Origin of the sequence: Streptomyces sp. H51 (assembly GCF_035656535.1) — a bacterium.
Lineage (GTDB): Bacteria > Actinomycetota > Actinomycetes > Streptomycetales > Streptomycetaceae > Streptomyces.
The window spans coordinates 1-21679 of sequence record NZ_JAYMHD010000043.1; the positions used below are offsets into that span (position 1 = coordinate 1).

A 21679-nucleotide genomic window follows, 5' to 3' on the forward strand; every position below is an offset into this window, starting at 1 on the left:
ACTCTATCAGATCTTTTCTCGATCCGATTTCCTCGGTGCTTTCCAGGTTCCCGCTCTCGCGTTTCCCTTTCCGGCGGCTCCGACTTTACCAGATCCTTTCGGTGTCTGATTCCCAGTCAGCGGGGCTGTCTTCCCGGCCGTTGGGCCGTTCCGACGAGTGAGACTTTAGCGGATTCCTCGCTCCCGAGCTAATCGGGGGCTGCGGCCTTTCGGACGCGGATTCCTCATTTCGCGAATACACATGCCGAAGACACGGCGGTAGGTCGAATGATCGACAGATCGCCGGTCTTGGTTGGTACTGCGGAATGGCTGTCCGGGGACCGACCGGAGTCGACGCTCACGTCGGACAACTCGGAGAACACTACGGACCGGCCCGGAGCGTGTCAACTTGGGACCGGACACGCTGGGAACCGCCTGGTGGACGCGTTCGGGAGGCGTACTCTGTGGGGCATGACGACGCGTACGTGCAACCAGTTCTGGTGGGCCGCCTGACGGCGGCCGCAGTCACGTACGCACCCACGGCCGCCGCTTTCGGCGGCCGTTCTCGTATCTCCCTCCAGAAGCTCCTGAGGGCGGGCCGCCGGGGCAGGCGGCCTCGACCAGGAGGTGGAAGAGGGATGACGCGAGTCTTCAGCGGGGTCAAGCCGACCGGGCACCTGACGCTCGGGAACTATCTGGGAGCCATGCGGCGGTGGGCCGCGGTGGACCAGCACGAGGCGGACGCGCTGTTCTGCATCGTCGATCTGCACGCGCTGACCGTCGAGCACGACCCGGCGCGGGTGCGCAGGCTCAGTCGGCAGGCGGCCACGCTGCTGCTGGCGTCCGGACTGGACCCGGAGCTGTGCACCGTGTTCGTGCAGAGTCACGTCGACGAGCACACCCGGCTGTCGTACCTGCTGGAGTGCGTGGCGACCGACGGTGAGATGCGGCGCATGATCCAGTACAAGGAGAAGGCCCCGCGGGAGCGGGCGCGGGGCGGGAGCGTGCGGCTGTCACTGCTGACGTATCCGGCGCTGATGGCGGCGGACATCCTGGCCTACGGGGCGGACGAGGTGCCGGTGGGTGACGACCAGACGCAGCACGTGGAGCTGACGCGGGACCTGGCGGTGCGGTTCAACCAGCGCTACGGCCACACGTTCACGGTGCCGAAGGCGACGCCGCCGACGGTGGGCGCACGGGTGATGAACCTTCAGGACCCGACGTCGAAGATGGGCAAGAGCGACGACGCGGGACCGGGGATCGTCTACCTGCTCGACGAGCCGGACGTGGTGCGCAAGAAGGTCATGCGGGCGGTGACCGACAGCGGGCGGGACGTCGTCCACGACCGGGAGGAACGGCCGGGTGTGGCGAACCTGCTGGAGATCCTCGCCGCCTGCACGGGCGGGGATCCGAAGGAGCTGGCCGGTTCTTACGCGTCGTACGGCGCGTTGAAGAAGGACACCGCCGACGCCGTGGTCGAGGTGCTCAGGCCCTTGCGGGAGCGGCACCAGGCGTTGTGCGCGGACCCCGGATACGTGGACGGTGTGCTGCGGGACGGCGCGGAGCGGGCGCGGGCCATGGCGCGGCCCACCGTGGACGCCGCCTACCGCGCGATCGGGCTGCTGCCGGCCGTCTCCGGCGCGGATCCGGCGCCGAACGCCGCCCGGTAGGCGCGCGGGCTGGTGGCGAGGCGCGATGCGAAGTGCTGGCGCATGGTGACCTCGCTGCCGAAGCCCGCGCGGCGGGCGACCTCGGGCATGGGCAGGTCGGTTCGTTCGAGGAGTTTCTGGGCGGCGGCGATGCGCTGGTCCAGGAGCCAGCGCAGCGGGGTCGTGCCGGTGGCCGCGGTGAAGCGGCGGGCGAAGCTGCGCGGTGACATGCCCGCGTGCGCGGCCAGGTCGGCGACCGTGAGGGGCTCGTGCAGCCGGCGCAGGGCGTGTTCGCGTACGGCGGCGAGGGCATCGGCGTCGCGGTCCGCGCGCGGGGTGGGCTGCTCGATGAACTGGGCCTGGGTGCCGGTGCGGAAGGGGGCGGTGACCATCGAGCGGGCGATGGTGGCCGCCGCCTCCGCGCCGTGCGCCCGGCGGACGAGGTGGAGGCACAGGTCGATGCCGGCGGCGGTGCCGGCGGAGGTCCAGATGCCGTCCTCCTCGATGAAGAGGGCGTCGGGGACGACGGTGACCCGGGGGTGGTGTGCACGCAGGAGGTCGACGAGGTTCCAGTGGGTGACGGCTCGGCGGCCGTCGAGGAGGCCGGCCTGGGCGAGCGTGAAGGCTCCGCCGCAGAGGGCGGCGACGGTGGTGCCGCGGGCGTGGGCGCGGCGGAGGGCGTCGAGGACGGCCGCGGGTGCGGGGCTGAGGTGGTCGTCGAGGCCGGGGACGACGATCAGGTCGGCGCGGGAGAGCCAGGCGAGGGTGCGCTCGGGCAGCAGGGTGAGGCCGCCGCGCATCGGGACGGGGGCGGGGTCGGCGGCGACGCGGCGCAGATCGAAGGCGGGGGCGCCGCGGTCGGTGCGGTCGGTGCCCCACACCTCGGTGATGACGGCGACGTCGAAGGCGCGGATACCGGGAAAGGCGACGAGGGCGACGCGGTGGGCGCTGGCCATGAGTGGCAGTAAACCATCGATCGCTGTCTTCCGCGCCGCTGGGAGGGCAGGGGGCGGCGCGGCAGCATCATGGGCATGGACATCGCGGAGAACGCGGCCCTGGTGGTCGTGGACGTACAGCAGGGTTTCGAGGACGCCGGCTTCTGGGGGCCGCGGAACAATCCCGGGGCGGACGACAACATCGCCGCGCTCATCGACGCGTGGCAGTCGACGGGGCGTCCGGTGGTGTTCGTGCGGCACGACTCCGTCAGTCCGCGGTCACCGCTGCGGCAGGGGCAGGCGGGCAACGACTTCAAGGAGTACGTGGAGCGGCGGCGCGGCAGGACGCCGGCGGAGCTGCTGGTCACGAAGACGGTGAACTCGGCCTTCTACGGGACGCCGGACCTGGACGCCTGGCTGAGGGCGGCGGGGGTCACGCAACTCGTGGTGGCCGGGATCCAGACCAACATGTGCGTGGAGACGACGGCCCGGATGGGCGGCAACCTCGGGTACGACGTGGTGGTCGCGTACGACGCCACGTACACCTTCGACCTGGAGGGGCCGTTCGGCTGGCGGCGGAGCGCCGAGGAGGTGGCGCAGGCGTCGGCGGTGTCGCTGCACGGGGGCGGCTTCGCGCGGGTGGTGACCACGAAGGAGGTCGTGGACGCGGCGCGTTGACCGCGGGGGCGGTGACGGCGGGGGGGCGGGGGCGGTGAGTGCGGTGCGGCCGCCCCCGGCGGGGCGTCAGTCCTTCTTGCCGGAGGCGAGTTCGCGGCTGCGGTCGCGGGCGGCTTCGAGGGCGGCGATGAGGGCGGCGCGCACGCCGTGGTTCTCGAGTTCGCGGATGGCGTTGATGGTGGTGCCCGCGGGGGACGTGACGTTCTCGCGGAGCTTGACGGGGTGCTCGCCGCTGTCGCGGAGCATGACGGCGGCGCCGATCGCGGACTGGACGATCAGGTCGTGGGCCTTGTCGCGGGGCAGGCCGAGCAGGATGCCGGCGTCGGTCATGGCCTCGACGAGGTAGAAGAAGTACGCCGGTCCGGATCCGGAGAGGGCGGTGCAGGCGTCCTGCTGGGCCTCGGGGACGCGCAGCGTCTTGCCGACGGCGCCGAAGATCTCCTCGGTGTGGGCCAGGTGGTCGGCGGTGGCGTGGCTGCCGCCGGAGATGACCGACATGGCCTCGTCGACGAGAGCCGGCGTGTTCGTCATGACGCGGACGACCGGGACGCCGGTGGCGAGGTGTTCCTCGAGGAAGGCCGTGGTGATGCCGGCCGCTCCGCTGATGACCAGGCGGTCGGCGGGGACGTGGGGGGCGAGTTCGTCGAGGAGGGCGCCCATGTCCTGCGGTTTGACGGTGAGGATCAGGGTGTCGGCGGTCTTGGCCGCCTCCGGGTTGGTGACCGGGGTGACTCCGTAGCGGGCGCGGAGCTCTTCGGCCCGCTCCGGGCGGCGGGCGGTGACCAGCAGGTCGGCTGGGGCCCAGCCGCCGCGGATCATTCCGCTGAGCAGGGCTTCGCCGATCTTGCCGGTGCCGAGGACTGCGACTTTCTGCGTCATGGCTGGGGTGCCCTCCGAGGGTTGCGTCGTCCGGACTCATCCTCGCACCGGGCGTCCGCGTACGGGGCGCTTGTCCGGTGGGCGGACGTGGGACGCGGGTGCGGCGGCGGCCGGTGGGGGTGACCGGTCAGGTCGTTCGGCGTCGCAGCGTCGCCGCGCCCAGGCCGAGGACCAGCACCGCGCAGCCGGCGACGACCAGCACGTCCCGTACGAAGGTGGCGGTCATGTCGGTGTGCTTGAGGACCTCGTTCATGCCGTCGACGGCGTAGGACATCGGCAGGACGTCGGAGATGCCCTCCAGGACCGGGTGCATGTCGGAGCGCGGGGTGAACAGGCCGCAGAGGAGGAGCTGGGGGAAGATCACGGCCGGCATGAACTGGACCGCCTGGAACTCGGACGCGGCGAAGGCCGAGACGAAGAGGCCGAGGGCGGTGCCCAGCAGGGCGTCGAGCAGGGCGACGAGCAGCAGCAGCCAGGGGCTGCCGACCACGTCCAGGCCGAGGAACCAGACCGCGAGGCCGGTGGCCAGGGCGGACTGGATGATCGCGAGAAGGCCGAAGGCGAGGGCGTAGCCGGCGATCAGGTCACCCTTGCCCAGGGGCAGGGCGAGGAGGCGCTCCAGGGTGCCGGAGGTGCGTTCGCGCAGGGTGGCGATGGACGTCACCAGGAACATCGTGATCAGCGGGAAGATGCCGAGGAGCGAGGCGCCGATGTTGTCGAAGGTGCGCGGGCTGCCGTCGAAGACGTAGCGCAGCAGGAACAGCAGCAGGCAGGGCACCAGGATCATCAGGGCGATGGTGCGGGGGTCGTGGCGCAGCTGGCGCAGGACCCGGGTCGCGGTGGCGGTGGTGCGGTGGAGGTTCAGCACGCCGGTGGGGACGGGCTTGGCCGCCGGGGACGCGGTGGCCGCGGTGCTCGGGGTGCTGGGCGTGCTCGGGGTGCTGGGCGTGCTCGGCGTGCTCGGCGTGCTCGGGGTGGTGCTCATCCGGTGGTCTCCTTCGCGCGTGCGGCGGCGGCCGCCTTGTCCACCAGGTGCAGGAAGGCTTCCTCGACGGTGTCGGAGCCGGTACGGGCACGCAGGGCGTCCGGGGTGTCGTCGGCGAGGATCTCGCCCGCGCGCATGAGCAGGAGGCGGTGGCAGCGTTCGGCCTCGTCCATGACGTGGGAGGAGACCAGGAGGGTGGCTCCGCGCTCGGCGGCGATGCGGTGGAAGAGGTTCCACAGGTCGCGGCGCAGGACCGGGTCCAGGCCGACGGTGGGTTCGTCGAGGACGAGGAGTTCCGGGCGGCCGAGCAGGGAGACGGCGAGGGAGACGCGGCTGCGCTGCCCGCCGGAGAGGTTGCGGGCCAGGGCGTCGGCGTGGCCGGTGAGGTCGACCTCGGCGAGGACGCGGTCGACGTCCTGGCGGCGCTCGTGGGCCGGGGCGCCGGGGGCGAGGACCGCGGCGAAGTAGTCCAGGTTCTGGCGGACGGACAGGTCGTCGTAGACGGACGGGTCCTGGGTGACGTAGCCGATGCGGGTGCGCAGGGCGGGGTCGCCTGCGGGCCGGCCGAGGACCTCCAGGGTGCCGGTGACCTTGGCCTGGGTGCCGACGATCGCCCGCATGAGGGTGGTCTTGCCGCAGCCGGACGGGCCGAGCAGGCCGGTGACCTGGCCGCGCGGGACGAGGAAGCCGATGCCGCGCACGACCGTGCGGGCGCCGCGGACCACGGAGAGGCCCTCGGCGCGCACGGCGGGCGCGCCGAGCGCGGCGGGCGCGGCGGGCGCGCCGAGGGCGGCGGGCGCGGCGGGCGCGGCTCCGGGATCGGGGGCGTCGGCGTCGCCGCGGCTTATATTCATCATGTGCTGAACAATCCTCCTGTCCGCCGGGGCTGTCAAGCGGAACCCGGACGACCGTCTGAGCCGGTGCCGGGTGGGCGTCGGAGGAGGTGCGCGGGCACGGCTGAGGGCCGGCCGGCGGCCGGAGGGGCGGTACGGGCGTGGGTGGCGCGTTCTAGGGGCGGCGGCGCTTCTTGGACGGGTTGCCGGTGCGGCGGGCGCCGCGCTTGGCGTGCCGGGCGAGTGCCGCCTCGTACTCCTGGCGGTGCAGTTTCTCGCCGGGGGCCTCGGTGAGGGAGCGGAAGAAATAGGCGAGGAGGGAGCCGACGAAGCCGATGGCGAGGAGGCCGCGCAGGGACGCCTGGCGCTGCGGGTCGGGACGGGCGCCGAAGCCGTCCCAGGTGTGCCGGAAGGCCAGCGCGCTGCAGATCGCGAACATCGCGACCACCAGGACGGTGACGAAGGCGCCGGTGTCGGCGATCTGGAGGCCCTCGTAGGCGAAGCGCAGGACGAGGCAGGAGGCGACGGCGGCGGCGAGCGAGCCGACGGCGGCGCCGGTGCGGCGGAGGCCGTAGCCGTGGTCGTGGTTCACCCAGGTGGTGCCGAAGAAGCGGAGGGGTTCCGGGCGGGGACCCGTGGAGCCCGCGCTGTCCTGGGGGCCGGTTTCGTCGCTCACGGGACGATTATGGCTCGCGGACGGGCGCGGGCTCCGGGAGGGTCAGACGCAGCGCGGGGCTACGTAGCCGTCGCTGCCCGTGTTCACGTAGGCGTCCGACACGTACTCGCCGTTGTCGATGTTGTCCCAGATGTTCGAGGTGCCGTAGTAGCCCGACACCGTCGTACCCGGCCTCTGGCAGAAGATCGGTACCTGGGAGCCCGCCCGCAGCACCCGGACCAGGGGGTAACCGGTGCCGGGACCGCTGCGGACGTTCAGCTCGACGCCGGGCGCGATCGGGTAATACCGCACTGTTGCCGCCGAAGCGGTCGCCGGAGCCGCCGTCACCATGAGGAAGGCTCCGACGGCGCCGGCGAGCAGGACGGACATGCGCCTGCGGGAAGTCATGGATGACCCCTGGTAGTGGTGTGGTGGGTCAGGATCCGCACCGCGGGCGGATGTAGCCGTCGCTGCCGGTGTTCACGTAGGTGTCGGAGACGTACTCGGCGCTGCCGATGCAGTCCCAGATGTTCGACGTGCCGTAGTAGCCCGACACAGTGGTGCCCGGTGTCTGGCAGAGGATTCCCACTCTGGACCCTTCGGGCAGGACCTTGACGATCGGGTAGCTGGTGCCGGGGCCGCTGCGGACGTTCAGCCTGGCGCCCGGAGCCACCGAGTAGTAGGTCACGGATGCCGACGCGGCCGTCGCCGTGACGGCCTCCTCCTCGCCGCCTTCGATCTGTTCGACGCGGTCAACAGACATGGAAAACTCCCCCGTTCAACCCCATGCGTGCCATGGGGCCCCGTTGATACCCGTGAAACGCGCCATGAAACATGCTTGTGCGACCGGCTCGTGAACGCTGGCAAGCCGCCGCTGTCCCGTACGAGTCATCGACTAGGCTCCGTGCGTCGCGCGCATGGACGAACAGCACGGGGGTGGTCCCATGGCGCCGCAGCGGAACGCCGGAGCGGGCGCGGAAGCGGAACTGCCCGAGTACGCCGGTCACTACCGTCTGGAGTCGTGCCTCGGCTCGGGCGGCATGGGGGTCGTCCACCTGGCCCGCAGCACCTCGGGCATGAAGCTCGCGGTGAAGGTCGTGCACGCCGAGTTCGCCAAGGATCCCGAGTTCAGGGGGCGTTTCCGGCAGGAGGTGGCCGCGGCCCGCAGGGTGAGCGGAGCCTTCACCGCTTCCGTCGTCGATGCCGATCCGGAGGCCGAACGGCCTTGGATGGCCACGCTGTTCATTCCGGGACCCACCCTGTCCGAGCACGTGAAGCGGAACGGGCCCATGGCTCCCGCCCAGTTGCGCCGCCTGATGGCCGGGCTGGCCGAAGCGCTGCGCGACATCCACCGGGTCGGAGTCGTGCACCGGGACCTGAAGCCGAGCAACGTACTGCTCGCCGAGGACGGGCCGAAGGTCATCGACTTCGGGATTTCCCGGCCGATGGACAGCGAACTGCGCACCGAGACCGGCAAGTTGATCGGCACCCCGCCCTTCATGGCGCCGGAGCAGTTCCGTCGGCCGCGGGAGGTGGGGCCCGCCGCCGACGTCTTCGCGCTGGGGTCCGTGATGGTGCACGCGGCGACCGGCCGCGGGCCGTTCGACTCCGACAGCCCCTACGTCGTCGCCTACCAGGTCGTGCACGACGAGCCCGATCTGACCGGGGTGCCGGAGAACCTCGCGCCGCTCGTCCTGCGCTGCCTGGCCAAGGAGCCGGAGGACCGGCCTACGCCGGATCAGTTGATGCGCGAACTCCGGTCCGTCGCCGCTTCCTACGACACGCAGGCGTTCATACCCGCGCAGCGAGCGGCCGACGCACCGCGTCCGGCGACGGAACCCGAGAAGCCGCCGCCCCGGCGGACGGGATGGCGCCGTCGCAAGCGGGCGGCGGTGCCGGCCCTGGCCCTGCTCCTGGTCGCGGGCGCCGCGTTCGCCGGGGCCCGGTTGCTGGACGGCGGGGACGGCGCACCGGGCAGGACGGGCGCCGGGGAGCCGTCCCCGTTCAGTGCCTGGGCGACCAGGCCGGCGGGCACGGCGGGCGGCCTGCCCCACTGCACGTACGGGACGCGGCTGCTGCTGTGCGCACAGCCCGGCCTGCTGTCCGCCCTCGACCCCGACGACGGGAGCGTGCGGTGGCGGCACGGTCTCTCCGGTGGTGACGCTCCCGACGTGTCACCGGTCCTCTCAGGAGGCCTGGTGCACGTCCTGACCCAGGCCGGGAAGCGGGTGGAAGCGCTCGATCCGTCATCGGGCAGGGTGCGGTGGGCACGAGACGTCTCCGCCTACAGCAGCATCCGCTACGCGGGCGGCACGCTGCTGCTGACCGGTTCCGGCGGCAAGGTGACCGGCGTGGACAGCCTGTCCGGGGAAACCGAGTGGAGTCGGAGGATAACGGGGCTGGACGAGCCGTACTTCGTGTCGTTCCCCAAGAGCCGCTGGGCCTTCGCCGCGACCCCGTCGGCCGATGGAACGCGGACGAAGGTCACGGCGGTCGACGCCGCCGCCGGGCGGAAGGGCTGGAGCGCGTGGTTCGACGGCCGGCTGACGATCGCCGGTGTCACCGGCGACAGCGTGGTGCTGCTGGCCGGCGGCAATGAGGTCGGCACGGCGAGCGCGGTGGTCCGCTACGAACCGGAGTCGAGGGTCACGCGGCGCGTGCCGCTGACCGTACCGATCGATCAGGCGCAGGCCACCGTGCGCGGGAATCTCGTCTGTCTGCTGGGAACCGGGGGTTCCCTGACGCTGGTCGACACGGATGCCGGCAGGCAGCTGTGGTCCGTGGAGACGTCCGTGAGCCGTGGCTCGGTACCGGTCGTCGAGGGCCGTCGCGTGTACTTCAGCGCCGCTGACGGACGGCTGCTCGGGGTGGACGCGGGGAAGGGGAAGCTGCTCGGGCAGACCCGGCCGCGGCTCAGTTCCCGCGCGGACGCGTTCATGGCAGCCCTCCCCGCCCCCCAGCCCGCCGCCCCCCGCGTCTACGCCGCCGCCCCCGACGGCACCGTCTTCGCCGTCGACTCGCGGGATCCGGCGGCCTGGTAGGCGGCCCGGTAGGCGGCGCCCGTCGGGCGGGGACGGCGAAGGGGCCGCCCCCGGAGGGAGCGGCCCCGGTGCCGGGCGGGGTCAGACCGGATTTTCAGCCCGGACTGCCAGCCCGGGCTGCCGGCCCGGACTGTCAGTCCAGACTGCCGGCCCGGACTGCCGGCCCGGACTGTCAGCCCAGCTTGGTCACGTCGCGCACCGCGCCCTTGTCCGCGCTGGTCGCCATCGCCGCGTAGGCCCGCAGCGCCGCGGAGACCTTGCGGTCGCGGTTCCGCGGGGCGTACGTGCCGCCCAGCGCCTCCCTGCGGCGGGCCAGCTCGGCGTCGTCGACCAGGAGCTCGATCGTGCGGCCGGGGATGTCGATGCGGATGCGGTCGCCGTCCTCGACGAGGGCGATCGTGCCGCCGGACGCCGCCTCGGGGGACGCGTGGCCGATCGACAGGCCCGACGTGCCGCCCGAGAAGCGGCCGTCCGTGATCAGCGCGCAGCTCTTGCCGAGGCCGCGGCCCTTGAGGAACGACGTCGGGTAGAGCATCTCCTGCATGCCGGGGCCGCCCTTGGGACCCTCGTAGCGGATGACGACCACGTCGCCCTCCGTCACCTGCTTGTTGAGGATCTTCTCGACGGCCTCTTCCTGCGACTCGCACACCACCGCGGGGCCCTCGAAGGTCCAGATGGACTCGTCGACGCCGGCCGTCTTCACGACGCAGCCGTCGACCGCCAGGTTGCCCTTGAGGACCGCCAGACCGCCGTCCTTGGAGTACGCGTGCTCGGCGGAGCGGATGCAGCCGTTCTCGGCGTCCTCGTCGAGGGTCTCCCAGCGCTCGGACTGGGAGAACGCCTCGGCCGAGCGGACGCAGCCCGGGGCCGCGTGCCACAGCTCGACCGCCTCGGGGGAGGGGGAGCCGCCGCGGACGTCCCAGGTCTTCAGCCAGTCGGCCAGCGACGGGCTGTGGACGGAGTGCACGTCCTCGTTCAGCAGGCCCGCACGGTGCAGTTCGCCGAGGAGGGCGGGGATGCCGCCGGCGCGGTGCACGTCCTCCATGTAGTACGTGCGGTTCTTCGCGACGTTGGGCGCCACCTTCGCCAGGCACGGCACGCGGCGCGAGACCGCGTCGATCTGCTCCAGGCCGAACGGCACGCCCGCCTCCTGGGCGGCGGCCAGCAGGTGCAGGATCGTGTTCGTGGAGCCGCCCATCGCGATGTCGAGGGCCATCGCGTTCTCGAAGGCGGCGAAGGTGGCGACGGAGCGCGGCAGGACCGTGTCGTCGTCCTGCTCGTAGTGGCGCCGGGTGATGTCCATGACCGTGCGGGCCGCGGCGACGTAGAGCTGCTTGCGGGCCGTGTGGGTGGCGAGGACCGAGCCGTTGCCGGGGAGGGAGAGGCCGATCGCCTCGGTCAGGCAGTTCATCGAGTTGGCGGTGAACATGCCGGAACAGGAGCCGCAGGTCGGACAGGCGTTCTCCTCGATGCGGAGGATGTCCTCGTCGGAGATCTTGTCGTTCGCGGCGTCGGCGATCGCGTCGATCAGATCCAGCGAGCGGACCGTGCCGTCGACCAGGGTGGCGCGGCCGGCCTCCATCGGGCCGCCGGAGACGAACACCGTCGGGATGTTCAGCCGCAGCGCGGCCATCAGCATGCCCGGGGTGATCTTGTCGCAGTTGGAGATGCAGACCAGGGCGTCGGCGCAGTGGGCCTCGACCATGTACTCGACCGAGTCCGCGATCAGGTCGCGGGAGGGCAGGCTGTAGAGCATGCCGCCGTGGCCCATGGCGATGCCGTCGTCGACCGCGATGGTGTTGAACTCACGCGGGATGCCGCCCGCCTCGGTGATCGCCTCGCTGACGATCCGGCCGACCGGCTGGAGGTGGGTGTGGCCCGGCACGAACTCCGTGAAGCTGTTGGCGACGGCGATGATCGGCTTGCGGCCGATGTCCGCACCGGGTACACCGGAGGCACGCATCAGGGCGCGGGCGCCCGCCATGTTGCGGCCGTGGGTGACTGTGCGGGACCTCAGCTCGGGCATCGTCGCTCGCTCCTTCAGGACTGCCGTCGGACGATTCAGTCGGTGTTCAGTCGGTTGTCAGTCGGTTGTCAGTCGGTTCGAGGTCAGTACCGACCCCACGTCGAGCGTACGCCGGTCATCCAGGTGTCGGGACGAGGTGTCCGGAATACGGGACGCGTGTCTTGCGCCGTGCGGTCGGGACCTCGTCCGGTGCCGCGCCGTCCGGTGCATCGCGGTCCGGTGCATCGCGGTCCGGATCTCACGGTCCGGCAGGTCGCCGTCCGGGATGCCGCTGCCGGTGCCGCGCCGTCCAAGTGGTGCGCCGCCCGGTGCATCGCGGTCCGGGCCGCGCCGTCAGGGTCCGGTCAGGTGTCCCTGAACCACCGGGGCCACGCGCGCGATGATCTGCTCCACGTCCGCGGAGGCCAGCGGCTCCACCTTGATCACGTACCGCAGCATGGCCGACCCGACCAGCTGCGCGGCCGCCAGCTCGGCGCGCAGCTCCGCGTCCGGCACGTCGAGCTGCACGGCGATGCGGCGCAGCAGCTGAGCTGCGACCAGGTCGCGGAAGACACCGGCCGCGGTCTCGTTGTTCACGGCGGAGCGGACGATCGCCAGCAGCGGTGTGCGGGTCGTGGGGTTCTCCCAGATGCCGAAGATGAAGCGGGTGAGCCGTTCGCCGACGCCGTCCAGCGGGCCGTCGGCGACCGCGTCCGGCGCGTGGCGGGCCGGCGCGAAGGCGGTCTCGATGGCCGCCGCGAAGACCTGTTCCTTGGTGCCGAAGTAGTGGTGCACCAGCGCCGAGTCCACGCCGGCCGCCTTGGCGATCTGGCGCACGGACGTCTTGTCGTAGCCGCGCAGGGAGAACTCCTCGCGGGCCACCGTCAGGATGCGGTCGCGGGTGTCGGCCGACTCGGTGCGCGTACGGCGGCCCCGGCGCCGGGACGTGGCCTCGGTCACGGTCGGGGCACCTGCACCGCGGACGCCAGGTGCAGGCGCGTGAAGGCCAGCGCCTCGGCCAGGTCGGCCTCGCGTTCGGCGCCGGACATGGCCCGGCGGGTGTTGACCTCGATGACGACGTGCCCGCCGAAGCCGTTGAGCGCCAGGCGCTCCAGCAGTTCGGCGCAGGGCTGGGTGCCGCGGCCGGGGACCAGGTGCTCGTCCTTCGCAGATCCCCGGCCGTCCGCGAGGTGCACGTGGCCCAGGCGGTCGCCCATCCGGTCGACCATCTGGATGGCGTCCGTGCGGGCCGTCGCGGCATGGCTGAGGTCGATCGTGAAGTGACGGTAGTCGTCCTTGGTGACGTCCCAGTCGGGGGCGTAGGCGAGCATCTCGCGGTCGCGGTAGCGCCAGGGGTACATGTTCTCGACGGCGAACCGGACGTCCGTCTCGTTCGCCATCCGCCAGATCCCGTCGACGAAGTCGCGCGCGTACTGCCGCTGCCAGCGGAACGGGGGGTGGACGACGACCGTGGTCGCGCCCAGCTTCTCGGCCGCGGCGCGGGCGCGCTGGAGTTTGACCCAGGGGTCGGTGGACCACACGCGCTGCGTGATGAGCAGGCAGGGGGCGTGCACGGCGAGGATCGGGATCTGGTGGTAGTCGCTGAGTCTGCGCAGGGCCTCGATGTCCTGGCTGACCGGGTCGGTCCACACCATGACCTCGACACCGTCGTATCCGAGACGCGCGGCGATCTCGAAGGCCGTCGCCGTCGACTCCGGATAGACGGACGCCGTCGACAGGGCGACCTTCGCATCCGGGATGCGTACGACTGGCTCTGCCATGGGTGACAGGTTACGGGGTGCCGGTGCGTGCGGCCGGGCCCCAGTACGCCGTTGTGGCCATCGCCACGGGCGGACGCCGTTCGGTCGGGGCTCGCGGGTACGGGTCCGCGGGGGCTCGCCGGTCCGGGTCCACCGGGACTCGCGCGTACGTGTCCGCCGGCGCTCGCCGGTCCGGGTCCGCCGGGACCCGCCGGTCCGGGTCCACCGGGACCTGCCGGTCCAGGTCCACCGGGACCCGCCGGTCCAGGTCCGCCAGGACTCGCGAGTACGGGTCCGCGGGGGCTCGCCGGTCCCGGTCCGCGCCCCCGCGGGACGTCACGCCGATCCCATGTGGTCGAGCCTGCGCAGGATCACTCCCTCCCTGAGCGCCCACGGGCATATCTCCACCGACTCCGCGCCGAGCAGGTCCATCACGCCCTCGGCCACCAGCGCCCCGGCGAGCAGCTGGCCCGCGCGGCCCTCCGAGACGCCGGGCAGCTCGGCCCGCTGGGCGACGGTCATGCCGGCCAGGCGCGGGACCCATGCCTCCAGCGACTCCCGCTTCAGCTCGCGCTGGACGTAGAGGCCGTCGGTGGACCGGGCGGCGCCGGCGATGCGGGCGAGCTGCTTGAAGGTCTTGGAGGTGGCGACGACGTGGTCGGGGGCGCCGAAGCGGCTGAATTCGCCGACCGTCCGGGCGATCTCGGCCCGCACGTGGCGGCGCAGTGCCCGCACCGCGTCCGGGGTGGGCGGATCGCCGGGCAGCCGGGCGGCGGTCAGCCGGCCCGCGCCCAGCGGCAGCGAGACGGCCGCGTCGGGCTGCTCGTCGATGCCGTAGGCGATCTCCAGGGAGCCGCCGCCGATGTCGAGGACGAGCAGCTTCCCGGCCGACCAGCCGAACCAGCGGCGGGCGGCCAGGAAGGTCAGCCGGGCCTCCTCGGCGCCGGCCAGGACCTGCAGCTCGACGCCGGTCTCGCGCTGCACGCGCGCGAGGACCTCGTCGGCGTTGCTGGCCTCGCGCACGGCGGAGGTCGCGAACGGCAGGAGATCCTCCACTCCCTTGTCCTCGGCGGCCTGCAGCGCGTCATGGATGACGGCGATCAGTTTGTCGACCCCTTCGGGGCCGATCGCCCCGTCCTCGTCGAGGAGTTGGGCCAGGCGCAGCTCCGCCTTGTGCGAGTGCGCGGGTAGCGGGCACGCGCCCGGGTGTGCGTCCACCACCAGCAGATGCACCGTGTTCGATCCCACGTCGAGGACACCGAGTCTCATGTACGGAACGCTACTGCCACCTGGGCGGTCCTCGGTCCCTCAGGCCGCCAGGAGCGCCGTACCCTGGTCTGGTGCCAAAGACGAAAAAGGCAAAGGCCGACAAGTCGGCAGCGGGAGCCGGAACCGCCGCGGATTCCGCCGTCGCTCCCCGGGTGAGGTCGCCGAAGAAGTCGCGCAAGGTCCGGGAGGCGGACGAGAAGGGCCTCGACTTCGCGCGCGCGTGGGTGGAGTTCCCTGATCCGGCGGACGACGAGCAGGTCTTCCGATGCGATCTGACCTGGCTGACCTCACGCTGGAACTGCATCTTCGGCAGCGGCTGCCAGGGGATCCAGGAGGGCCGCGCGGAGGACGGCTGCTGCACGCTGGGCGCGCACTTCTCCGACGAGGACGACGAGAAGCGGGTCGCGGAGCACGCGGCGCGGCTGACGCCGGAGATCTGGCAGCACCACGCCGAGGGCACGCGGAACGGCTGGGTGTCCGAGGACGAGGACGGCGACCGGCAGACCCGTCCCTACCAGGGCTCCTGCATCTTCCAGAACCGGCCCGGCTTCCCGGGCGGCGCCGGCTGCTCGCTGCACATCCTGGCCCTGCGCGAGGGCCGCGAGCCGCTGGAGACCAAGCCGGACGTGTGCTGGCAGCTGCCGATCCGGCGCACGTACGACTGGATCGACCGGCCCGACGACACGCGCGTGCTGCAGGTGTCGATCGGCGAGTACGACCGCCGGGGCTGGGGTCCGGGCGGCCACGACCTGCACTGGTGGTGCACGTCGGCGACCTCGGCGCACGGCGCGGGCGAGCCGGTGTACGTCTCCTACCGGGCGGAGCTGACCGAGCTGATGGGCAAGGCCGGCTACGACCGCCTGGTGGAGCTGTGCGAGGCACGGCTGGCCTCGCGGCTGCCGTTGGTGGCACCGCACCCCGCGGATCCCGCGAAACCTGCGGATCCCGTGGATCCCGCGGATCCCGTGGGCTGACCGTTCGGAGCGGACGGACCCGGGTCGGCTGTCCGCTCGGCAGCGGACAGGCTCGGGTCGGACGGCCCGGTCGGCCGGTCGGTCGGACAGCCGGAGGGCCAGTCGGTCGGACAGCCGGAGGGCCGGTCAGGAGGCGGACGGGCTCGGGTCGCCGTCGGTGGGCGGCGGGGACGAGCCCGCCGGGTCGGACGGGGCGGATCCGCTGGGCGTGGGCTGCGGGGGCGACGAGGACGGCTGGTCGCTCGGGGTGGGGTCCGGGGGCGCCGACGTGGTCGTCGGAGTCGGGCCGGGACCGGGCGACGACGGGGCGGCGGGACCGCTGGGATCGTGGTCCGAGGGGCTGGGCGCGACGCCGCGGCCGTCGATGCTGACGACGGCGCCGGCCGGAGACACCGCCACCTGCGCCCGCCAGTTCCCCGCCGGCTCCCGCAACTGGTCGACGTGCACCCTGACGGTCACCGACTCGCCCGGGGCGAGGATGCCCGACGTCCGGCTCAGGTACAGCCAGGGCGTCCTGGTCGTCGCGGACCAGCGCACCGCGGAGCCGGTGGCGGTGAGGGTGATGAGGGTGGTGTCGCCGCTGGTGCGGGCCGACACCTCGATCTGCCCGGCGCCCTTGCGACCCGCGCCGGCCACGCCGACGACCTCCGCGGAGACGTCCGTCCCGGCGCGCCCGCCGAAGCGGGGGTCCGGCCCGGCGTCCGCGTTGCCGGCGTTCTCGTAGCCGCCGCCCGCCCCCTCGCCGGCGGGCCGGCCGGGGCCGTGCGCCTCGTCGGCGCCGGTGGAGGCGCCGTCGGCTCCCCCACCGGCGGGCGCGCCGCGGTAGGCGACCCACAGGGCGAACACGGGCGCCGCGACGACCGTGGCGACGACGGTCGTGGTGACGGCACGCGTGCGCAGCCGGGCCCGGCGGGCGGCGCGGTCCCTGGGGTCCATCGGGAAGCCGCGCCGGTCGAACCGGGGCGCGGCGGCGCCACGCGCGCGTGGCGAGTGCGCCATGGCGGCGTGCAGGGCGGCGCGGGGCGCCGGGAGCACGTGCAGCTCGGCGGCCGGGGTGACGCTCGCGCCGGGCCAGCGGCCGGGGATCGCGCGCTCGGCGCCGCGGCGGCAGCGCGGGCAGTCGTCCACGTGCCGGACGAGTTCCTTGCGCAGGGCCGTGCTGAGCACCAGCCGGCCCTCGCCGGTGAGCCGGGCCACGGTCGGGCAGGTGCCGGTCTCGACCACGGCGAGGGCGGCGCGGGTGCGCTCGACCTCGCAGGCGGCGGAGGCGAGCAGTTCGCGGGCGGCGGTGGGAGCCGTGCCGAGGACGGCGGCCACCTCGTGGGCGGCGAGGTGGTGACGCACGGCGAGTTCGAGGGCCTCGCGCTGCTCGGGCGTGGTGCCGGCGGCCTCCGGCCAGGCCAGCAGGGCGAGTTCGCGCCGCCTGGCCTGCTGGACGGCGTCGGGCACGGACGGGGCCGTGGGCTGCCGGGGACCCGCCGGGCGGCCCGCCGCGTGCGTGCTCTGACGTTTCTGCCTGGCCTCGGCGAGCTTGCGCAGGCACGCCCAGCGGGCCAGCGCGTACAGCCAGGCCCGCCGGTCCCCGGCCGCCTCGGGGCCGCGGCGGCGCTCGGCGAGGGCGAGGACGTCCCCCAGGGCGGCGGTCGCCGCGTCGTGGTCGCAGAGCACGGACAGGCAGTAGGTGAACAGCCCGTCGAGGTACGGCTCGTAGCGCGCGGGCGGTGCGGGCTGCGAGGGCGGCGCGGGCGGCCGCTTCGCGACCGTGCGCGCCGCGGCGCGGTCTCGCGCCTCCCGACGCGCCCGGTCCGCACCGGTGACGCGGGGTGAGGTCTCCGCACCGGTGATGCGGGTGGAGGTCTCCGGACTGCTGCTCGTCATCCATGTGACCGTAGAGGCCGGAGACCAGGGGTTTCCTCCCCCTTGAGCACATTTAATCCATACGGGTGAAACGATCCCTCAAACGGGGACGGGCGGCCCCGCTTCCCCGGCGGGGGCGGCGTTGTCGGTGGCGGCGGTTACGGTTTGCGCATGGCTGCCCGTACCAAGACCACCAAGGACCGCCCCTCCTACCGCTGCACCGAGTGCGGCTGGCAGACGGCCAAGTGGCTCGGCCGCTGCCCCGAGTGCCAGGCCTGGGGGACGATCGAGGAGTACGGCGCGCCCGCCGTCCGGACGACGGCGCCGGGCCGCGTGACGACGTCAGCGCTGCCCATCGGCCAGGTCGACGGCCGTCAGGCCACCGCCCGCACCACCGGCGTGCCGGAGCTCGACCGGGTGCTCGGCGGCGGGCTGGTGCCCGGCGCGGTGGTGCTCCTCGCGGGCGAGCCCGGCGTCGGCAAGTCGACGCTCCTGCTGGACGTGGCGGCGAAGTCGGCGAGCGAGGAGCACCGCACCCTCTACGTCACCGGTGAGGAGTCGGCGAGCCAGGTCCGGCTGCGCGCCGACCGCATCAAGGCGCTCGACGACCACCTGTATCTCGCGGCGGAGACCGATCTTTCGGCCGTGCTCGGCCACTTGGACGCGGTCAAGCCGTCGCTGCTGATCCTGGACTCGGTGCAGACGGTGGCCTCCCCCGAGATCGACGGCGCCCCGGGCGGCATGGCGCAGGTGCGCGAGGTGGCCGGCGCCCTCATCCGCGCCTCCAAGGAACGCGGCATGTCCACGCTGCTGGTGGGCCACGTCACCAAGGACGGCGCCATCGCGGGCCCCCGCCTGCTGGAGCACCTGGTGGACGTCGTCCTGCACTTCGAGGGCGACCGGCACGCGCGCCTGCGCCTGGTCCGCGGCGTGAAGAACCGGTACGGCGCCACGGACGAGGTCGGCTGCTTCGAACTGCACGACGAGGGCATCACGGGCCTCGCCGACCCGAGCGGACTCTTCCTGACCCGGCGTGACGAGCCGGTGCCGGGCACCTGCCTGACCGTCACCCTGGAGGGCCGCCGCCCCCTCGTCGCCGAGGTACAGGCGCTCACCGTCGACTCGCAGATCCCCTCTCCGCGGCGCACCACCTCGGGCCTGGAGACCTCGCGCGTGTCGATGATGCTCGCCGTGCTGGAGCAGCGCGGCCGCATCAGCGCGCTCGGCAAGCGGGACATCTACTCCGCCACGGTCGGCGGGGTGCGGCTGTCGGAGCCCGCGGCCGACCTCGCCATCGCCCTCGCGCTGGCGTCGGCGGCGAGCGACACCCCGCTGCCGAAGAACCTCGTCGCGATCGGCGAGGTGGGCCTCGCGGGCGAGGTCAGACGGGTCACGGGCGTGCAGCGCCGGCTGTCCGAGGCGCACCGCCTGGGCTTCACGCACGCCCTGGTACCGGGCGACCCGGGCAAGATCCCTGCCGGCATGAAGGTGCTGGAAGTGGCCGACATAGGGGACGCCCTGCGGGTCCTTCCGCGCTCCCGTCGCCGAGACGCCCCACGGGAGGCGGAGGAGCGCCGGTAGACTTTGCCCTGGTCTCGCCCGTCCGTACGACCGAATGTGCGATACGGGAGCGCCCCAGAACCTGCGACCGGAGGAGTGCAGTGGCAGCCAACGACCGGGCAGCGGCTCCCGGAAAGTCCGGTGGGAGTGCCGGTTCCGATGGCCTGATGCGCGCCTCGCTGAGCGCTGTGGCTCCGGGCACCGCCCTGCGCGACGGCCTGGAGCGGGTGCTCCGCGGCAACACCGGCGGTCTCATCGTGCTGGGCTTCGACAAGACCGTCGAAGTCATGTGCACGGGCGGTTTCGTGCTGGACGTGGAGTTCACGGCCACGCGACTGCGGGAGCTGTGCAAGCTGGACGGCGGCATCGTGCTGTCCTCGGACCTGTCGAAGATCCTGCGGGCGGGCGTGCAGTTCGTGCCCGACGCGACGATCCCCACGGAGGAGACCGGCACCCGGCACCGCACGGCGGACCGGGTCTCCAAGCAGGTCGGCTTCCCGGTGGTGTCCGTGTCGCAGTCCATGCGCCTGATCGCCCTGTACGTCGACGGGCAGCGCCGCGTCCTGGAGGACTCCGCGGCGATCCTGTCCCGCGCCAACCAGGCCCTGGCGACCCTGGAGCGCTACAAGCTCCGCCTGGACGAGGTCGCGGGGACGCTGTCGGCGCTGGAGATCGAGGACCTGGTGACGGTCCGTGATGTCTCGGCGGTGGCCCAGCGTCTGGAGATGGTGCGCCGCATCGCCACCGAAATCGCCGAATACGTGGTCGAACTGGGCACCGACGGGCGGCTGCTGGCCCTCCAGCTGGACGAGCTGATCGCCGGCGTGGAGCCCGAGCGTGAACTCGTCGTCCGGGACTACGTCCCCGAGCCCACCGCCAAGCGCTCCCGCACGGTCGACGAGGCCCTCTACGAGCTCGACGCCCTCACCCACGCCGAGCTGCTCGAACTGTCCACGGTGGCCAAGGCGCTGGGGTACACGGGCTCTCCGGAGGCCCTCGACTCGGCGGTGTCCCCGCGCGGCTTCCGCCTCCTGGCCAAGGTCCCGCGGCTGCCCGGCGCAATCATCGACCGGCTCGTCGAGCACTTCGGCGGACTGCAGAAGCTGCTCGCCGCGAGCGTCGACGACCTGCAGACGGTGGACGGCGTGGGCGAGGCCCGCGCGCGGAGCGTGCGCGAGGGCCTGTCCCGCCTGGCGGAGTCCTCGATCCTCGAACGGTACGTCTGACCCCGGCCCGCCACCCCGCCCATCGCCCCGGCCGGTCACCGGCCACCACCGGCCGCGCTCGCCCCGGCCGACCACCGGCCACCACCGCGTCGGCCCACCACCGGCCACGACCGCCTCGGCCGGGCCCCCGCCCCGGCCGGCCGCATCGGTCCGCCGCCCCGGCCCGCCGCCGCGTGCGGCCACCCCGGCCGACCTCCAGTGGGGCACCCGTCCCGGTCACCGCCCTGGCCGCCCACATCGGTCCGCCACCCCGGCCCGCCGCCGCGATCGCCCGGCCCGGCTCACCCCGGCCGACCGAGTCGGCCAAAGCCTCGGCCGACCGCACCGGTCCGCCGCCGCGATCGCCCGCCTCGGGCCTCGGGCGCCCGGCTCAGGCGCCCGGCTCAGGCGTCCTGCAGCACGAAGGACGTCTGCGCCTTCGCGAAGCCCGGCGCCTTCGCCTCCACCAGATACGTCCCGGCCCCGGCCGACCCGGCCGGAGGCGTGGCGCACTTCGGAGCGCTCGGCTTGCGGTCCCACTTCACGGTGTACGTGATGCTGTTGCCGGCGGGAGCCCGGAACACCAGGCTGCCGGAGCCCTTGGGGCAGTCGGCGGAGGACCAGTAGTCGTCGTCGCCGCCCGCCTTGGTGATCGTCAGCACCGCGGTCCTGGGGCCGAGATCGACCTTGCAGTCGCTGCCGGAGGAGTTCGTCGCGGTCAGCAGGAGGGTGGGCGTCTGACCGGGCTCGTAGGCGTTGTGCAGGCTGCGCAGGCTCAGCTTCACCGCGCTCGCTCCGCAGTCGGGCAGCGTCGAGCCGGCCGGGACCGTGTCGCCCGCACCGACGCCGGTGCCCACGGCCGCGTCCGAACCGCCGCCCGTGCCGCCACCGGACCCGTCGGCGCCCCCCGAACCGGAATCGGAGCCGGAACCGGAATCCGATCCGGACCCGCTCCCGGTCCCGGAGGAATCGCCCCCGGAACCCGAACTCCCCCCGGAATCTGACCCCTTGGAGTCTCCACCGCTCGACTCGTCGCGCCCGCCCGGCGCTTGGCTGATGGCGGGGCCCGAACCCGACGGCCCGGCGGAGATCGTGGGCGCGGGAGTCCTGCCGTTCGCGCCGTCGTCGCTCTTCTTGCCGCCACCGTCGTCCGATGTGACGAACCAGGTGATCAGCAGCGCCAACAGGGCGATCACGGACAGCAGTACGGCCCTCCGTCGCCAGTAGATGGAGGAGGGAAGCGGCCCGATCGGATTGCGCAGAGATCCCACGGCGCAAACTGTACGAGAGATCGGCACGTTCGCTTGCCCCACCCGCCGCTGGAGCCCCAACTTTTCCAGATCATCATCCCGGCACCGCGACGCACCCGTGGGCACCGCGCGACGGCCGAACCGCGGCGGACCATGGCAGGATCG

At 73.0% G+C, this 21679-nt stretch carries 19 protein-coding genes; 6 read left to right on the top strand and 13 right to left on the bottom strand.

From position 1 onward, the window contains the following. The first annotated feature begins 617 nt into the window (after positions 1-617). The gene (gene trpS, locus VKA29_RS12535) at positions 618-1649 is read left to right on the top strand and encodes a tryptophan--tRNA ligase (protein ID WP_324785514.1); all 1032 of its coding nucleotides are present in this window, start codon (positions 618-620) and stop codon (positions 1647-1649) included. Here the strand turns inward: trpS and VKA29_RS12540 are convergent. After that, positions 1583-2584, bottom strand: a complete 1002-nt coding sequence (locus VKA29_RS12540) for a GlxA family transcriptional regulator (RefSeq protein WP_324785515.1) — start codon at positions 2582-2584, stop codon at positions 1583-1585. The genes trpS and VKA29_RS12540 overlap by 67 nt on opposite strands. A gap of 75 nt (positions 2585-2659) precedes the next feature. Here VKA29_RS12540 and VKA29_RS12545 point away from each other — a divergent pair, with 75 nt between their 5' ends. Beyond that, positions 2660-3241 carry a cysteine hydrolase family protein gene (locus tag VKA29_RS12545; protein WP_324785516.1) on the top strand — a complete coding sequence of 194 codons (582 nt, stop codon included), beginning with the start codon at positions 2660-2662 and terminating at the stop codon, positions 3239-3241. 66 nt (positions 3242-3307) lie between these two features. Here the strand turns inward: VKA29_RS12545 and proC are convergent, their stop codons facing one another. The 6 genes from proC to VKA29_RS12575 form a co-directional block, all read right to left on the bottom strand. After that, entirely contained in the window at positions 3308-4120 is an 813-nt protein-coding gene (gene proC, locus VKA29_RS12550; RefSeq protein WP_324785517.1) for a pyrroline-5-carboxylate reductase, read from the bottom strand. A 127-nt stretch (positions 4121-4247) separates the two neighbouring features. Beyond that, a complete protein-coding gene (locus VKA29_RS12555) occupies positions 4248-5105 on the bottom strand; it encodes an ABC transporter permease (RefSeq protein WP_324785519.1) in 858 nt (285 codons plus the stop codon). Then, positions 5102-5962 carry an ABC transporter ATP-binding protein gene (locus tag VKA29_RS12560; RefSeq protein WP_324785520.1) on the bottom strand — a complete coding sequence of 287 codons (861 nt, stop codon included), beginning with the start codon at positions 5960-5962 and terminating at the stop codon, positions 5102-5104. Before VKA29_RS12560 ends, VKA29_RS12555 begins: the two co-directional genes overlap by 4 nt. A gap of 151 nt (positions 5963-6113) precedes the next feature. Further along, positions 6114-6614, bottom strand: coding sequence for an EamA/RhaT family transporter (locus VKA29_RS12565; protein WP_324785521.1), 501 nt, complete (start codon positions 6612-6614; stop codon positions 6114-6116). 42 nt (positions 6615-6656) lie between these two features. Next, entirely contained in the window at positions 6657-6944 is a 288-nt protein-coding gene (locus tag VKA29_RS12570; protein WP_324785579.1) for an SH3 domain-containing protein, read from the bottom strand. An 85-nt stretch (positions 6945-7029) separates the two neighbouring features. Then, complete coding sequence (locus VKA29_RS12575; protein WP_324785522.1) at positions 7030-7356, bottom strand: SH3 domain-containing protein; 327 nt, start codon at positions 7354-7356, stop codon at positions 7030-7032. 181 nt (positions 7357-7537) lie between these two features. Here VKA29_RS12575 and VKA29_RS12580 point away from each other — a divergent pair, with 181 nt between their 5' ends. After that, positions 7538-9634 carry a serine/threonine-protein kinase gene (locus tag VKA29_RS12580; protein ID WP_324785523.1) on the top strand — a complete coding sequence of 699 codons (2097 nt, stop codon included), beginning with the start codon at positions 7538-7540 and terminating at the stop codon, positions 9632-9634. A gap of 172 nt (positions 9635-9806) precedes the next feature. On the opposite strand, the gene ilvD is transcribed toward VKA29_RS12580, so the two are convergent. The 4 genes from ilvD to VKA29_RS12600 form a co-directional block, all read right to left on the bottom strand. Further along, on the bottom strand, positions 9807-11660 hold the full coding sequence (gene ilvD / locus VKA29_RS12585; RefSeq protein WP_324785524.1) for a dihydroxy-acid dehydratase: 1854 nt from the start codon (positions 11658-11660) through the stop codon (positions 9807-9809). 333 nt (positions 11661-11993) lie between these two features. After that, positions 11994-12599 carry a TetR/AcrR family transcriptional regulator gene (locus VKA29_RS12590; protein WP_324785525.1) on the bottom strand — a complete coding sequence of 202 codons (606 nt, stop codon included), beginning with the start codon at positions 12597-12599 and terminating at the stop codon, positions 11994-11996. Next, a complete protein-coding gene (locus VKA29_RS12595; protein WP_324785526.1) occupies positions 12596-13420 on the bottom strand; it encodes a sugar phosphate isomerase/epimerase in 825 nt (274 codons plus the stop codon). The genes VKA29_RS12590 and VKA29_RS12595 overlap by 4 nt, the downstream gene beginning before the upstream one ends. A 315-nt stretch (positions 13421-13735) precedes the next feature. After that, positions 13736-14668 carry a Ppx/GppA phosphatase family protein gene (locus tag VKA29_RS12600; protein WP_324785527.1) on the bottom strand — a complete coding sequence of 311 codons (933 nt, stop codon included), beginning with the start codon at positions 14666-14668 and terminating at the stop codon, positions 13736-13738. Positions 14669-14739: 71 nt separating this feature from the next. On the opposite strand from VKA29_RS12600, the gene VKA29_RS12605 reads away from it, so the two are divergent. Beyond that, complete coding sequence (locus VKA29_RS12605; RefSeq protein ID WP_324785528.1) at positions 14740-15642, top strand: hypothetical protein; 903 nt, start codon at positions 14740-14742, stop codon at positions 15640-15642. Positions 15643-15768: 126 nt separating this feature from the next. Here VKA29_RS12605 and VKA29_RS12610 read toward each other — a convergent pair whose 3' ends face one another. Further along, on the bottom strand, positions 15769-17520 hold the full coding sequence (locus VKA29_RS12610; RefSeq protein WP_324785529.1) for a sigma-70 family RNA polymerase sigma factor: 1752 nt from the start codon (positions 17518-17520) through the stop codon (positions 15769-15771). Positions 17521-17670: 150 nt separating this feature from the next. On the opposite strand from VKA29_RS12610, the gene radA reads away from it, so the two are divergent. Further along, positions 17671-19080: a DNA repair protein RadA gene (gene radA / locus VKA29_RS12615; RefSeq protein WP_324785530.1), complete on the top strand. Its 1410-nt coding sequence runs from the start codon at positions 17671-17673 to the stop codon at positions 19078-19080. A gap of 80 nt (positions 19081-19160) precedes the next feature. Next, the gene (gene disA / locus VKA29_RS12620) at positions 19161-20285 is read left to right on the top strand and encodes a DNA integrity scanning diadenylate cyclase DisA (protein ID WP_324785531.1); all 1125 of its coding nucleotides are present in this window, start codon (positions 19161-19163) and stop codon (positions 20283-20285) included. 383 nt (positions 20286-20668) lie between these two features. Here disA and VKA29_RS12625 read toward each other — a convergent pair whose 3' ends face one another. Continuing rightward, the gene (locus VKA29_RS12625) at positions 20669-21535 is read right to left on the bottom strand and encodes a hypothetical protein (protein WP_324785532.1); all 867 of its coding nucleotides are present in this window, start codon (positions 21533-21535) and stop codon (positions 20669-20671) included. Positions 21536-21679 lie beyond the last annotated feature (144 nt).